Here is a 13,607-nt window from a genome sequence, read left to right as displayed (position 1 = left end):
GTGTAAGGCAGGGGTGCACGTGCGTTTCAGTTGAGTTCACCACTGCATCGCACGCACGCGAGGACTCTGGCCGGGCGGTCCAGCGCAGCTCCAGACTGCCTCTCACCTGCAATGAATCAGATTTCCCCACAATGGGATCCGGCAAACCGGGCATTGGCGGGCTAACTTTCCGGACAAGTTCCGTCGCCGCGGCGGCCGTCCGGGAGACATGGGCAGGTAACCTGCGGACCGTACGGAATTTTTCCTGAATGTGGGATTCAGCACACATTCAGCAAACCGCAAATCCGCCTCCCGGCCGCGTTTTCCGTGCTATCCGAGCCGGTCCGCAAGTGATCAACACCACGTCACCCGCCCGAAACGTGGCATTGTGAGCCTGGCCACATCCCAGCCGCCGCGGTCGATGGAACAGGTGTACGCCTGTCACGCTGAGACAACGAATCAGCGACGGTTTCGAGAAGCCGAATCACCCGGGACTCAGAGGATGTGAACTCCCATGACCGTTCACCATGTCCCCAGGTCCGCCGGGCTCGGCGCCTTGCTGGTCTGGCTGGGCGGCGCACAACCGCAGCTCACCGACGGGCCCGAGCGCGGCGGCTACACCGTCACCGGCGCCGTGGTGGCGCTGTTCGCGGGCACCGCCGGCGCCGTCACGGCCGCCGCGACGGGAGCGGCGCGCTGGCCGGTCATCGCCATCGTGGCGGCCGCGCTCATCGCGACGGTCCTGATGGGGGCCATCGCCCGGGCGCTGGCCACCGCCGCCACACCCGATCGCCGGGAGAATCGCCGGGCGGTAGCCGAATTCGGCGGCCGCATCGCGGTGGCGGTGCTCGCCGGGGTGGTGATCGCCGAATTGGCCTGCACCATCCTGTTCTCCGGCACCGTGAACCGGCTGCTCGACGAATCCGCCCAGCACGCAGTGGAATCCGCGCCCGCCGTGGTCACCGCGCGCACCGAGCTGGAGCAGGCCAGGACCGATCGCACCGCGCTGGACCAGCAGATCACCAAGGCGCAGAACGACGTCACCAACGCGCTGATCATCGCGCGCTGCGAATTCAACCCGGGGGCGGACTGCCCGCAGAACATGATCACCCGCGTGCCCGGGCGCGGTCCCGAGGAGCGCACCGCCAACCAGATGCTCGACGACGCCCGCAACCAGCTCAGCGCCGCGCAGGGCAAGGTCGACGGGCTCGACGCCAAGGTCACCGAGAAGGACAGGGCCCTCGCGACGGCCCGCAAGGCCGCCTACACCGACGGCGACCGCGGGCTCGGGGCGCGCTGGGTGGCCATGAACGACTACACCACCGGACACTTCGGGCCGTTCGTGTTGCGGCTCGCCGTGTCCGTGCTCATGATCGTGCTGGCCCTGCTGCCGCTGCTGCTGCGGTGGTGGCGGGGTGAGACGGCGTTCGACCGCACCGTCGCGGTCCGTACCGCCACCGACCGCATCGACCAGGTCGCCGCCACCGCCATCGCCGTCAAACAGGCCGAGGTGCGCGTGGAGACCGAGAGCCTGCGCGCCGAACAACAACTCACCGCCGCGCGGCTGGCCGCACATGCCGACACCGCCATCGACCGGGAACGGCAGCGCACCCGCATCATCGCCGCCATCGGCAATTTCGAGATCGGCATCACCGAACCCGCCCAGCGCGCGATCGCCGAATTCGACAATGCCACCAGACATGAACTCCCCGCCGGCCCGGCCGGGGATCGAAAGGACCGCACCGTGTCCCAGGAGGGGATCGTGACACAGTCGCCGAACCTGCCCGCCCAGCTCACCTCCGGGGCCCTGGCCCCCGCGCCGCAGGGTGGGGCACTCGTCCCCGCCGTGCCGGTCGCGCAGCCCGCGAACAAGGGCGGGGGGCTGGAACTTCCGATCATCGGGACGGTGCCGTTCACCGACACCGCCGCCCGCTGGATCCGTCCGCTGGTGCCGTCCTTCGTGGCCAATGCCATCGACACGGCCACCCACCCGCTGCGCACCGTGCGTCAGGCGTTCGAGGAGGCGGAGGAGATCACCTTCACGCTGCGCCGCACGCGCAAGGTGACGGTGGATTCCCAGGATTCGGCGCAGCCGCAGCACCAGCAGGCCTACGCACAGCCGCAGTACGGCTACCTCCCGCAGGGCGCCCCGCAGCAGGTGCATGCCCAGCGGGTGGCCGCGAGCGTGGTGGATCAGCCCTACGCCCAGTACCCGTCCTACTCGGCCCTCCCCCAGGGCCAGGTGGTGGACCCCGGTTATCCCCTGCCCTCGGGTGCGCAGCACGATGCGCTGGCGGCACGCCGCAACCCCGAACTCGACTACCGCAGCCCGCGCGAACTGCCGCCGGGCAGGGGCCGGGAGTAGCCTTCCGAAACCTGCTGTGGCCCGGAATGTTTCACGTTGAACACGGAAACATCCGGGCCACAGCCTTTTCGATGCCACAGCCTTTCGATCACGCCGGCGGCGACTTCCGCGTCGCCGAGCGGTAGGCGACGACGGCGGTCAGGACCAGGATGGCCGCCGTGGAGGTGGCCGCCAGGTGGATGCCGCTGACGAAGGCGGAGTGCGCCGAGTTCAGCAGTTCCCCGGCCGCGGGTTGCGGTAGGGCGCGGGCGGTTTCGATCGCGCCGCCCAGCGACTCGCGGGCCGCGTCCGCCTGGCCGGACGGGACGTGCGTCAGGTCCAGACCGTGGCGGAAGGCCGCCATGACGGCACTGCCCAGCACGGCGACGCCGAGGGCGATGCCCATCTCCATGGCCGTCTCCGAGATGGCGGCGGCATTACCGGCGCGCGCCTCGGGCGCGGTGCTGACGATCATGTCGGCCGAGACCGTCAGGGCCACACCCTCGCCCAGGCCGATCAGCAGGAAGCCGACGATGAACGGGGTCACCGAGCCCGAGGGATCGGTGGGCAGCAGCCAGTAGAGGCCCGCGCCGATCGCGACGGTCACCAGCGAGCCCGCGAGCACCGTCGCCGCACGCCAGTAGCGGACCAGCCAGGCCGCGGCCAGCGCACCCAGCATGGACCCGATGGTGCCCGGAATGAGCAGCAGACCGGCCGCCAGCGGCGACTTGCCGAGCACCAGCTGCAGGTACTGCGAGCCGAAGAACAGCACGCCGGCCAGCGCGAACACCGACAGCAGGTTGGTGAACACCGCGGCCCGGAAAGCCGGTAGCCGGAACAGGTCCAGGTCGATGAGCGGGGCGGACAGGCCGCGCTGCCGGCGCACGAACACCACACCCGCGACCACGCCGACGCCGGCGCTGATCAGCAGGTTCAGGCTCGGGCCGTGGGCCGCGAACTCCTTGACCGCGTACACGATCGGAATCAGGGCCAGCATGGACAGGCCGGCGCTGATCAGATCGAAGCGGCCGGGGTCGGGGTCGCGCGACTCCGGTACCAGGACCGGGGCCAGGACCAGCAGCAGCGCCATGACCGGCAGGTTCACCAGGAAGACCGAGCCCCACCAGAAGTGCTCGAGCATCCAGCCACCCAGCAGCGGGCCGAAGGCCGCGCCGGAGGCGGCCATGGCGCCCCAGACCGAGATGGCGAGGGTGCGCTGGCGGGCGTCGGCGAACATGGACCGGATCAGGCCCAGCGTGGCGGGCATCAGGGTCGCACCGGCGACACCCTGCAGAACGCGTGCGGCAATGAGCATCTCGGGGCTGACCGCCCAGGCCGCGACGGCCGAGGCCAGGGCGAAGCCGGCCGCGCCGATGAGCAGCAGGCGGCGGCGGCCGATGCGGTCGCCGACGGTGCCCATGGTGACCAGCAGGCCCGCGAGCACGAACGAGTAGACGTCGATGATCCACAGCAGCTGCGGCGTGGTGGGCGCGAGGTGCGCGCTGATGGCCGGGACCGCCAGGTCGAGCACGGTGGCGTCGACGGAGATCAGCAGCAGCGCGAGCGCGAGAACGCCGAGCCCGGCCCAATCCCTGGGCCGGGCCTTCGGCGGCACGGCGGCGGGCTGCCGGTCGGTGGTCACGGGAGTTCCGGAGCGTGCGGTCGCGTGGGTGCTCATGAGCTTTCTCTCTCGATGGTAAACCGTCCAGACGGTACAGTAGCATCCTGAACCGTCCAGACGGTACAGTCAATTGTCGTGACCACACGCGATCCCGCCGGCACCCGCGACCGGATCCTCGACGCGCTCGAAACCCTGCTGCTCGACAAGGGCCTGTCCCAGGTGACCCTGGACAATGTGGCCGCCACCGCGGGCGTCTCCAAGGGCGGGCTGCTCTATCACTTCAAGAGCAAGGACGCACTGCTCGCCGGACTGCTCCGCCGGGTCACCGACCGGGCCGATCAGCAGGTGAGAGCCGCGGTGGCACAGGGGCGCTCGGTGGCCGAGTGGTATCTGCAGGCTCCGCATCCCGAGGACGACGCCGACGCCGTGGAGCTCGCCCTGTACCGATCGATGCTGGCCGCCATGCGGAGCGTCGACGCGCCGCAGGACGCCGCGCAGGCGGAGACCGACCGGGCCCTCACCGAGGTGATGGGGTCCTGGAAGACGGCCCTGGACAACGAGATCGAGGATCCGGTCCGGGCCGAGATCGTCCGCCTGGTCGGCGACGGCGTCTATCTGCGCGCCCTGCTGGGCCTGCCGCCGATCGAACCCGGGCTCTACCGCCGGGTCGTGGCCCGGCTGCTGGAGACCGGCACACCCACCGCCTGACACCCGGGTGCGAAGTTCGCCGCCCGGACGCGCATCGGGCGACCGAAGACGCTGGTCCGGATAGACTCGGCCGCGTGTTGCCGACCGCCGCCGACTCCGTCGGTTCGCCGACCGGCTCGGTGGGGGAACCGACTTCTACCGAACCGGTGGTTGTGCCGATTCGCCCGATGCAGTTCCGCGAACTGCTCGACCTCCCCTTCGCGCTGATCCAGGCGCGGATCAAGACCCTGGCGGGCCTGCTCGGCGTCGCCGTGCTGGTCGCCTCGGCGGTGGCTGTGGCGGGCACGGTGCTCGCGGCCGTCGCCAGCGGGAATTCCGACCGCGGCACCCTCTGGGGCGCGGTGCTGGTCACCCTGCTGTGTGCCTGGTCGGTCCGCTTGTTCGTCCGCGGGGTGACCGTGCCGATCGGGTTGGCGGTCGTGTACCGCAGGCCGGCGACCTGGCGCGGGGCGCTGCGGCGGCTGGCCGCGGAAGCCGGTCCGCTGCTCGGCTATCAGGTGATGTACACGCTCATCGGTATCGGCGTGCTGGCGGTCGGCACTCCCCTGCTGTTCACCGTGCCGCCCGCGGTGATCTGGCTGGCCTGGCTGCGCGGGCGGCGATTCACGCTGGTGCCCACCATCTTCGATCAGTCGGCCACCTACGGCGTGGCGGCGCGACGCGCGAAACTGCTTGCGGGCGGGACGGAATGGCAGCTGGTCGGGCTGTGGCTGTACCTGCGCGGGCTGTTGCTCGTGCTGGTGGTGCCGCTGCTGGCGCTGCCGCAGTTCACCGCACAGTTCTCCGGCACCCGGCGCTGGACGGTGACGGTGCTGATCATCACCGCCGCCCTGCTCGTCGTGGCGGTGGCGGAGCTGGTCGAGTCCGCGACGCAGGTCGTCACCTATGTCGACCGGCGTTGCCGCCGCGAGGCCTGGGACATCCGGGTGCCCGGCGGGAGCGGCCGATGACCGGAACCGACCGGGCGCCCGGGCCGGAGATCGCCGGCGCCGCGCCGAATCTCGCCGGCGCGGCACCGCCCGAGCCCGCCCTGGGTCCGGCCGCCGCGCACCTGGCCGCGGCCGAGGAGGCCGCCCGGCGCGGCGATTTCGGTGCCGCGCTGCGCGAGCGGTACCGCGCCGTCACCCGCGGGCTGGAGCAGCGCGGCATCCTCGACGAGGAGCGGGCGCGCACGGCACGGGAAACCGCGCGGGCCGCCACCGCGGCGGTCCCGGACGCGGGCGAACTGCCCTCGGCGGCACACAGTTTCGACGAGGTCGTCTACGGCGGCCGCTACGCCACCGAGGCGGAGTACCGGCAGCTGGAACAGGCCGACCGGTACTCGATCGCGCCGCCGCCCAAGACCGGCCCGGCCGAGATCACCGAGCGGCGACGGACCCGTAAGACCAAGGTCGCCAAGGAGAAGAAGGACCGCGGGCGCGCGGAACTGCCTCAGCTGCTGAAGGATTGGCGCTTCTGGGCCGCGGTCGTGGCCGTGCTGGCGGTCGTGGTGCTGGTGTACGTGCTCACCCATGCCGGGTCCGGGCCGTCGACCCCGCCGTCGCCACCGTCGAATCCGCCGAGCCCGTCGCCCAACCGGCCGGACATGCCGCCGCCGAACTTCGGCGCGGGCAGCGACTCCATCTTCCAGCAGCTCCCGGGCCGGCTGGCTTTCGGCGGTCTGCAGTTCCTCATCGCCTGGGTCGCCGTGCTGTGGTGGCGCGGCCGCCGCCGCGGCGCCATCGTGCGCGAACCGCTGCCGGTGGAGGCCCCGGCCCACGAGCTGCTCGCCGGACAGGCCGGGCTGTACCGGAAATCCCGCGATCACGAGCACGTGGCCGCCAAACTGCGGGCGGCGTCGCTGCGCCGGCTGCGGCCCGCGCTCGGCGGCACCGCCGACACCCCGGCGGAACTGGTGGTCGGGTCCATCACGGCCCGCACCGGCGCGGACCCGGCCGTCATCCGTGCCGCCCTGTACGACCCGGTCGCCGATCGGGTCGCACTGGAACTCGTGGCCGCACAACTCGAATGGATCGAAGCGGAGGTCTTGTGACCGAACTCTCCCAGGACGTCGTGGCCACCAACCACGCGCCCACCGCCCAGGACGCCCAGCAAGCGCTGCTGGCGCTGCGCGCCGAGATCGGCAAGGCGGTGGTCGGCAACGACCACGCCGTCATGTTCCTGGTGCTGGCGCTGCTGTGCCGCGGCCACGTACTGCTGGAAGGCGTTCCGGGCGTGGCCAAGACGCTGCTGGTGCGCGCCCTGGCCACGGCCCTGGATCTGGAGCACTCCCGCATCCAGTTCACCCCCGACCTGATGCCGGGCGATGTGACCGGATCGCAGATCTACGATCCGCACTCGGCCGAGTTCACCTTCCGCCGCGGCCCGGTGTTCACCAACCTGCTGCTGGCCGACGAGATCAACCGCACCCCGCCGAAGACGCAGTCGGCGCTGCTGGAATCCATGGAGGAGCGCCAGGTTTCGGTGGACGGCGTGCCGCAGCCGCTGCCGGATCCGTTCGTGGTGGTCGCCACCCAGAACCCGATCGAGCAGGAGGGTACCTATCCGCTGCCGGAGGCGCAGCTGGACCGGTTCCTGTTCAAGGTGGACGTCCAATTGCCCGGCCGCGATGACGAATTCCGCATCCTGCAGCGGCACGCGGCGGGCTTCGACCCGCGCGATCTGAACGCCGCCGGGCTGCGCCCGGTGGCCGGCCCCGCGCACCTCGCGGCCGCCCGGGCCGCCGTCGCGCAGGTGGCCATCAGCCCCGAGGTGCTGGCGTACACCGTGGACCTGTGCCGGGCCACTCGCACCTCCCCGGCCGTGGCGCACGGCGCGTCCACCCGCGGCGCGACCGCGCTGATGGCGGCCGCGCGGGCCTTCGCCTGGCTGAACGGGCGCGCCTTCGTGACGCCCGACGATGTGAAAGCCGTTGCGACGACGGTGCTCCGGCACCGGCTGCACCTGCGGCCCGAGCACGAGGTGGAGGGCGTCACCGCCGAGGGCGTGCTGGCCTCGCTGCTGATGTCCGTCCCCGTCCCGGTGTAGGCCGTGGTCGTCACCGGCCGGCTGGCCGCCGCGGCGGTGCTCGCGGCCCTGTTCGTCACGCTGGCGCTGCCCTCGTGGCTCGGTGTGCTGCTCGCCACCCTGGCGCTGGTCGCGCTGATCGCGGCCGACCTGCTGCTGCTGGGATCGCCGGGCGCGCTGGAGCTTTCGCGGGCCCCCGTCACGACGGTGCGCACCGGTCGCAGCATCGACGTGGAGCTGGCGGTGCTCAACGGCGGCGCCCGGCCGGTGCGCGGCACCCTGTGGGACGACTGGCCGCCCAGTGCGCACGCCCGCCATCGCACCCACGCCCTGAACCTGCCGCCCAACACCAGGATTCGGCTGCACACCGAGCTGACGCCGGACTATCACGGCGACCGGATGGCCGGCCCGGTGACGCTGCGTCTGCTGGGCCCGCTGGGCATGGCCGGCCGCCAGGTGCGGCGCGAGGTCCCGGCCCGGCTGCGCGCGCTGCCGCCGTTCCGCAGTGAGCGGCTGCTGGCCTCCAAGGTCCGGCAGCTGCAGCATCTGGAGGGCCGCAACACCACCACGATTCGCGGGCAGGGCACCGAATTCGATTCGTTCCGTGAGTATGTCGCGGGCGACGACGTGCGCACCATCGACTGGCGCGCCACCGCCCGCGCCCATGACGTGCTGGTGCGCACCTGGCGTCCGGAACGCAACCGGCATGTGGTCATGCTGCTGGACACCGGGCGGATGAGCGCCGGCCGGGTCGGCGACGGCACCCGCCTGGACGCCACCATCGAGGCGGCCCTGCTGCTGGGCGGGCTGGCCGCCTCGGGCGGCGACTCGGTGGATCTGCTGGCCTACGACCGCCGGCTGCGCACCGAGGTGCGCGGCATCGGCGGAAAGCGCTTGCAGATCAAGCTGATGCACGCGCTCGCCGGGCTCGGGCCCGAACTGGTCGATACCGACTATCAGGGCGTGCTGCGCGCGACGCTGCAGCGCGCCCGCCGCCGCAGCCTGGTGGTGTGGTTCACCCATCTCGACGCCGCCACCGTGCAGGAGGGCCTGCTACCGGTGCTGCCGGTGCTGACCGAGCGGCATCGGGTGCTGGTGGTCGCGGTGACCGATCCGGAGGTGGCTTCCGCCGCCACCCGCCGCTCCGGCCTGGACGACCTCTATGCCGCTGCCGCCGCCGAGAATGTCATCGCCGAGCACGCGGTGGCCCGGGAGACGCTGCGCCGCATGGGCGTTCGTGTCATCGCCGATGCACCCGACCGGCTGCCGGAGGCGCTGGCCGACGAATACCTGGAACTCAAGCGGACCGGAGCGCTGTAACCGGCACGGCCGGCGGGTACTGCCGCACGAAGGGCGGCGGCGGAATGGCCCGCCGCTGCCGCTCGGCCAGCACCGCGCCCAGAATCTGCAGCGGCGGATAGCCGTTCGGCGGCGGCGTGCGCAGGCTCGTGCACACCGCGATGACCAGGGTGCGGCCCAACCGGTCCTGGACCTCCGGGGTCAGGGTGCGGAACCGCAGCAGGTACTGACGGGTCGACAGCGCCAATTCATCGGAGAGACCGGACAAATCGAGCTGCCGCGCCCAGCCCGCCAGCCAGGGCGGCGGCGCGGCCAGCGCGGCGAAGGGCAGCCGGCTGCGGTCGTGCACCACGACGGTGCCCGCCAGCACGTCCCCGACCCGCCGGGCCTGGGGTGAGCACAGCGACACCACGACGGCGATCAGCCCGGTGCCCATGATCCAGAAGTCGACGATCCCCGCCAGTCCGCGGGTGACCGCGTGCCGGAAGTCGATGGGCCCGCCGTCGGCGCGCACCACACGCAGCCCGACCGCCATCTTCCCCACCGAGCGCCCGCGCGAAAACGTCTCGAACAGCACCGGATACCCGATCAGCGCGCTCACCATGGCCACCAGCACGGCGGCGTCGCGCCACGCGGAATCGGCGCCGACCCACAACAGCAGCGCCTCGAACAGCAGCGCCAGCATCGTTCCGATCACGGCCTGCAGCAGCAGGTCGAGCAGGAAGGCCGCGGCCCGCGTGGGGATCCGCGCGATCGGCAGCTCGACGGCCACGGCTTCGCCGGTGGTGAACAGTGCCATGAGGGTCGTCTTCCTCCGCCCCGTGGGATCGCGATGGATAGCATTCTGTCAGCGTCGGCGCAGGAGGGGTACTCATGGATCTGGACGCCTACACCTTTGTGCACAGGCCCTCCTGGGATCGGCTGGATCAACTGGCCTCCCGGAGCAGGCGGCTCACCGGCGCGGAGGCCGACGAGCTGGTGCGGCTGTATCGCCTGGCGTCGCAGCAACTGGCCCGCCTGCAGACCCGCGAGGCGGATCCGGACCTCATTGCCGGGCTGTCGGCGGTGCTGACCCGGGCGCGGGGCCGGATACTGAGCGCCCGCTTCGACACGCCGCGGGAGATCGCCCACTTCTTCACGCACCGGTTCCCGGCCGCCGTGTACCGGGCTTGGCCCTGGTGGCTGTCGGTCGCGACGGTGTTCCTGCTCGGGTCGGCCGGGCTGGCCGCGTGGGTGGCCAGGTCGGAGGCCGCGCGCCGGCATCTCGGCCTGGACACGGATACAGATGCCTTGACGCGCCCCGGTGGCGAATTCGAGACCTACTACTACGAGCACTCGCACGACGCCTTCGCCGCCAAGGTGTGGACCAACAACGCGTGGGTGTCGGCCATGGCGCTCTTTCTCGGGGTGCTCATCCTGCCCGCCGTCTACCTGTTGTCCATGAACGCCTTGAACCTCGGCATCAGTGCCGGGCTGATGGCGGGGGCGGGGCGGCTGGGCCCGTTCTTCGGCTGGATCCTGCCGCACGGAATGCTGGAGCTCACAGCCATTTTCGTGGCCGGCGGGGCGGGTCTGCAGCTGGGCTGGACGCTGATCGATCCGGGCCGGGAGAGCCGCCCGCAGGCGCTGGCGCGGCAGGGCCGGGCGACCGCGGTGATCGCGCTCGGGCTGGTGGGCGTGCTGCTGGTGTCGGGTTTCCTCGAGGGCTTCGTCACACCCAGCGGACTGCCCACGGCGGCCCGGGTCGGCATCGGCGCTTTGGCCGAACTCGGTTTCCTGGCTTATGTATTCGGGCGTGGCCGCGGTGTGGTGCGGGAGCGGGAGCGCCCGCGGTCGGGGCGGGCAGCGAGCAATCACCCGGAGCACATCACGGGCTATTCGATCGAGAAGGGTCCGGAACCGGTTGCAGGAGTGGCGACTTCGTAGTCGCGGTACCGTTCGGATTGATTTCCACTGGCCGCAGCGAGTCCGGCTCAGCTGCGGCCAGCGTTGCCGACGACTCTACACAATCGTTATGGCTACGCAACCTCCGACTTGCCCACCGGACGTATAAGGCGACCAGGCGAAACACCCTTTCCCAGTAGGGAACCCGACAAGATCGCTAATTCCCGGCATACGCTTTGCGGGCGGTCTGCGGAGGGGTCCGAAACTATCCCCGCGGTCGCGTTTCGAGACCCCTTTCGAACCCTGGCGCGCCATGCCTTTCGCACCCCGTCAGTTGGTTTGCCAAAAACTCGCAAATTTTCCGCTCACCATCGGTTCAACCCGCGTTAAGCTGGCGTTTCAACCCAGCTCAGGCCGATTGCCCACCGATCGCCCAGGATCAAACAAACCTCAAGTTTGTTTCGAATGGCTTTCGCTAAATGATCATCAGGCATAACTGGACTGTAATCGGGCGCATACCCAAGTTGACATCTTCTGGCAAACGATTTTCGCCCCCGCGAAGGCCCCGGAACGCCCTCTGGCAACGCCTCCGGCGGGTAACCCCGAACAGGGTGTGCGATCTTCGTCACATCCGTTGTGACCAGCGGCTTTTCGAGTCTCGCTGAGCGGAACCCACACCATGCGGATTCGCGCCGCGACCCCGCCCGCGCGAGCCGGCGCCGGGCGCCACGCTCATGCCGATCCGACATCACATTCCGGCCCGGACACCGCACCCGGGCAGCAGTACGCCGAACCCGGACATAGAAGAACCCCGGACATGGAAGAAGGCCCCCGATCCGATTCGGATCGAGGGCCTTCCTCGTGGTGGGCGAGGGGGGACTTGAACCCCCACGTCCTTACGGACACTGGCACCTGAAGCCAGCGCGTCTGCCATTCCGCCACTCGCCCTGAGCGACGGGAAGAAACGTATCACGGGGTCTGCACCAAAACGAAATCGCCTGGTTATCGGGGGTGCGGAGGGGTGATCACGATCCACGTTCGACCCGGGAACCTCGGCTCGCCGCCAAGAGTTACAGGTGTGGACGATCGTGGATATCATGCAATCACCGTGTCCTTGCGGCGACACGCCATGTCCGCGTGTTGCTATTCAAGGACACATCGCGCACGTCACGGCCGATCGGACAGATGACACGACGCACGCTCCCGCACCGGAGCGGCAGGACCCGAGAAGGGAGGGGGCATGGGAATTGTTTCCCGATTCGAGCGCCGTCTCCAGGGGGCTGTCGGCGATGTCTTCGCCCGCGCCTTCGGCGGGAGCGTCGTGCCCCAGGAGGTCGAGGCCGCACTGCAGCGCGAGGCCGCCGACCACATCCAGGATCTCGGTGGTGGACATCTGCTGGCTCCGAACAGCTATGCCATCACCGTCAACGAGTCGGATCTACGGCAGCTCGTCCAGGGCGAGGGACAGCCGGATCGCGATCTCGCCACGCAGGATTACGAGCTCACCAAGCGTGCTTTCGCCAAGCATCTGCAGGACTACATCCGCGAGCAAGGGTGGCAGACCTACGGTGAAGTACACGTGGAGTTCGAGGCATCCCCTACGCTGCACACCGGACAGTTCAGGACACGCGGCCGGGTCGATCCGGACGCGGGTGGGCGGGCAGGCCCGTCACCGGGACCTGGACGCCCACAACGACCCAACCCGCAACCAGGAGCTGGCCCCATGACGCAGAACTCAGGCTACGACCCAAGCCGTGAGCCCGCGGAGTCCGATCCGCGGAACCGCGGGTACGCGCCCCCGCCTGCGGGCCGTCAAGGTCAGCAGGGTTACGGCGAATACGGCCGCGGTGGTCAGCAGGGCTATGAGCAGGGCGGCTACGGCCAGTCCGAGCAGGCCTACGGCGACTACCAGAACGGCTACGACTACAACCAGCAGCAGGGCGGCGGTTACGGCCAGCAGGGCGGCTACGCCGAGCAGGGCTACGGCCAGCAGCAGGGCTACGGCCAGTCCGAGCAGGCCTACGGCCAGCAGGGCTACGCCGACCAGGGCTACGGCCAGCAGCAGCACGGCTACGACCAGGCCTACAGCGAGCAGGGCGGCGGTTACGGCCAGCAGGGCGGCTACGCCGAGCAGGGCTACGGCCAGCAGCAAGGCTACGGCCAGCAGGGCTACGACCAGGGCGGCTACGGTCAGCAGGGCTACGCCGACCAGGGGTACGGGCAGCAGCAAGGCTACGGCCAGCAAGGCTACGACCAGTACCAGGAGCAGGCCGGCTACGGCGACGAGCAGGGGTACGGCCAGCAGCCGGGCTACGGCCAGCAGCAGGCCGGCTACGGCGCGGCGCCGGCGCGTGGCGGCTCGGGCTACTCGGCCACGCTGCAGCTGGACGACGGCTCCGGCCGCACCTACCAGTTGCGCGAGGGCAGCAACATCATCGGCCGCGGGCAGGACGCGCACTTCCGGTTGCCGGATACGGGAGTTTCCCGGCGCCACATCGAGGTTCGCTGGGACGGCCAGACCGCGATGCTCTCGGACCTCGGTTCGACCAATGGCACGCTGGTCAACGGGTCTCCCGTCCAGGATTGGCAGCTCGCCGACGGGGATGTCATCCGCGCCGGACATTCCGAGATCCTGATCCGGATCGTCTGATCCCGTAAGCTCGCGGTGCAGGTCACGATATGGCGGGGAATTCCTCGGTCGTATCGTGATCGCAACCGGTCGACGGCCCTATGATGCTGCCAATGCTCGCGGCGGACTCTGGCCGC

At 70.4% G+C, this 13,607-nt stretch carries 10 protein-coding genes and 1 tRNA gene; 8 read left to right on the top strand and 3 right to left on the bottom strand.

Translation table 11 applies throughout. The features are described 5' to 3' along the window. Positions 1-493 precede the first annotated feature (493 nt). Complete coding sequence (locus tag ABZV44_RS37610) at positions 494-2,344, top strand: DUF4407 domain-containing protein (RefSeq protein ID WP_354847447.1); 1,851 nt, start codon at positions 494-496, stop codon at positions 2,342-2,344. An 88-nt stretch (positions 2,345-2,432) separates the two neighbouring features. On the opposite strand, the gene ABZV44_RS37605 is transcribed toward ABZV44_RS37610, so the two are convergent. Beyond that, on the bottom strand, positions 2,433-4,001 hold the full coding sequence (locus ABZV44_RS37605; RefSeq protein ID WP_354847445.1) for an MFS transporter: 1,569 nt from the start codon (positions 3,999-4,001) through the stop codon (positions 2,433-2,435). Positions 4,002-4,079: 78 nt separating this feature from the next. Here ABZV44_RS37605 and ABZV44_RS37600 point away from each other — a divergent pair, with 78 nt between their 5' ends. From ABZV44_RS37600 to ABZV44_RS37580, 5 genes are all read left to right on the top strand, one after another. Beyond that, positions 4,080-4,652, top strand: a complete 573-nt coding sequence (locus tag ABZV44_RS37600; protein WP_354847442.1) for a TetR/AcrR family transcriptional regulator — start codon at positions 4,080-4,082, stop codon at positions 4,650-4,652. 74 nt (positions 4,653-4,726) lie between these two features. Continuing rightward, the gene (locus tag ABZV44_RS37595; RefSeq protein ID WP_354847439.1) at positions 4,727-5,602 is read left to right on the top strand and encodes a hypothetical protein; all 876 of its coding nucleotides are present in this window, start codon (positions 4,727-4,729) and stop codon (positions 5,600-5,602) included. Beyond that, complete coding sequence (locus ABZV44_RS37590; RefSeq protein WP_354847436.1) at positions 5,599-6,684, top strand: DUF4129 domain-containing protein; 1,086 nt, start codon at positions 5,599-5,601, stop codon at positions 6,682-6,684. Before ABZV44_RS37595 ends, ABZV44_RS37590 begins: the two co-directional genes overlap by 4 nt. Beyond that, entirely contained in the window at positions 6,681-7,679 is a 999-nt protein-coding gene (locus tag ABZV44_RS37585; RefSeq protein WP_354847433.1) for a MoxR family ATPase, read from the top strand. The genes ABZV44_RS37590 and ABZV44_RS37585 overlap by 4 nt, the downstream gene beginning before the upstream one ends. Before the next feature lie 3 nt (positions 7,680-7,682). Beyond that, positions 7,683-8,978 (top strand): DUF58 domain-containing protein, encoded by a 1,296-nt coding sequence (locus ABZV44_RS37580; RefSeq protein WP_354847430.1) that lies wholly within the window; start codon positions 7,683-7,685, stop codon positions 8,976-8,978. Here the strand turns inward: ABZV44_RS37580 and ABZV44_RS37575 are convergent. Beyond that, positions 8,956-9,756, bottom strand: coding sequence for an RDD family protein (locus ABZV44_RS37575; protein WP_354847427.1), 801 nt, complete (start codon positions 9,754-9,756; stop codon positions 8,956-8,958). The two genes, ABZV44_RS37580 and ABZV44_RS37575, sit on opposite strands and share 23 nt — an antisense overlap. Positions 9,757-9,830: 74 nt before the next feature. Between ABZV44_RS37575 and ABZV44_RS37570 the strand changes: the two genes are divergently transcribed. Continuing rightward, positions 9,831-10,883, top strand: coding sequence for a stage II sporulation protein M (locus ABZV44_RS37570; protein WP_354847424.1), 1,053 nt, complete (start codon positions 9,831-9,833; stop codon positions 10,881-10,883). Positions 10,884-11,703: 820 nt separating this feature from the next. On the opposite strand, the gene ABZV44_RS37565 is transcribed toward ABZV44_RS37570, so the two are convergent. Continuing rightward, positions 11,704-11,789: transfer RNA gene (locus ABZV44_RS37565), tRNA-Leu, on the bottom strand. A 292-nt stretch (positions 11,790-12,081) separates the two neighbouring features. On the opposite strand from ABZV44_RS37565, the gene ABZV44_RS37560 reads away from it, so the two are divergent. Beyond that, positions 12,082-13,491, top strand: a complete 1,410-nt coding sequence (locus ABZV44_RS37560) for a DUF3662 and FHA domain-containing protein (RefSeq protein ID WP_354847421.1) — start codon at positions 12,082-12,084, stop codon at positions 13,489-13,491. Positions 13,492-13,607: the final 116 nt, after the last annotated feature.

The sequence above is a fragment of the Nocardia sp. NPDC004860 genome, from assembly GCF_040609015.1.
In the GTDB taxonomy this organism is placed as follows: Bacteria; Actinomycetota; Actinomycetes; order Mycobacteriales; family Mycobacteriaceae; genus Nocardia.
The sequence above is the reverse complement of the archived record's forward strand: the minus strand, read 5'-3'. Positions and strand labels throughout refer to the sequence as shown.

Coding starts and splice junctions, on each gene's coding strand:
- ABZV44_RS37560 (WP_354847421.1), top strand. CDS start 12,082: ATGGGAATTGTTTCCCGATTCGAGCGCCGTCTCCAGGGGGCTGTCGGC.
- ABZV44_RS37610 (WP_354847447.1), top strand. CDS start 494: ATGACCGTTCACCATGTCCCCAGGTCCGCCGGGCTCGGCGCCTTGCTG.
- ABZV44_RS37570 (WP_354847424.1), top strand. CDS start 9,831: ATGGATCTGGACGCCTACACCTTTGTGCACAGGCCCTCCTGGGATCGG.
- ABZV44_RS37575 (WP_354847427.1), bottom strand. CDS start 9,756: ATGGCACTGTTCACCACCGGCGAAGCCGTGGCCGTCGAGCTGCCGATC.
- ABZV44_RS37605 (WP_354847445.1), bottom strand. CDS start 4,001: ATGAGCACCCACGCGACCGCACGCTCCGGAACTCCCGTGACCACCGAC.
- ABZV44_RS37590 (WP_354847436.1), top strand. CDS start 5,599: ATGACCGGAACCGACCGGGCGCCCGGGCCGGAGATCGCCGGCGCCGCG.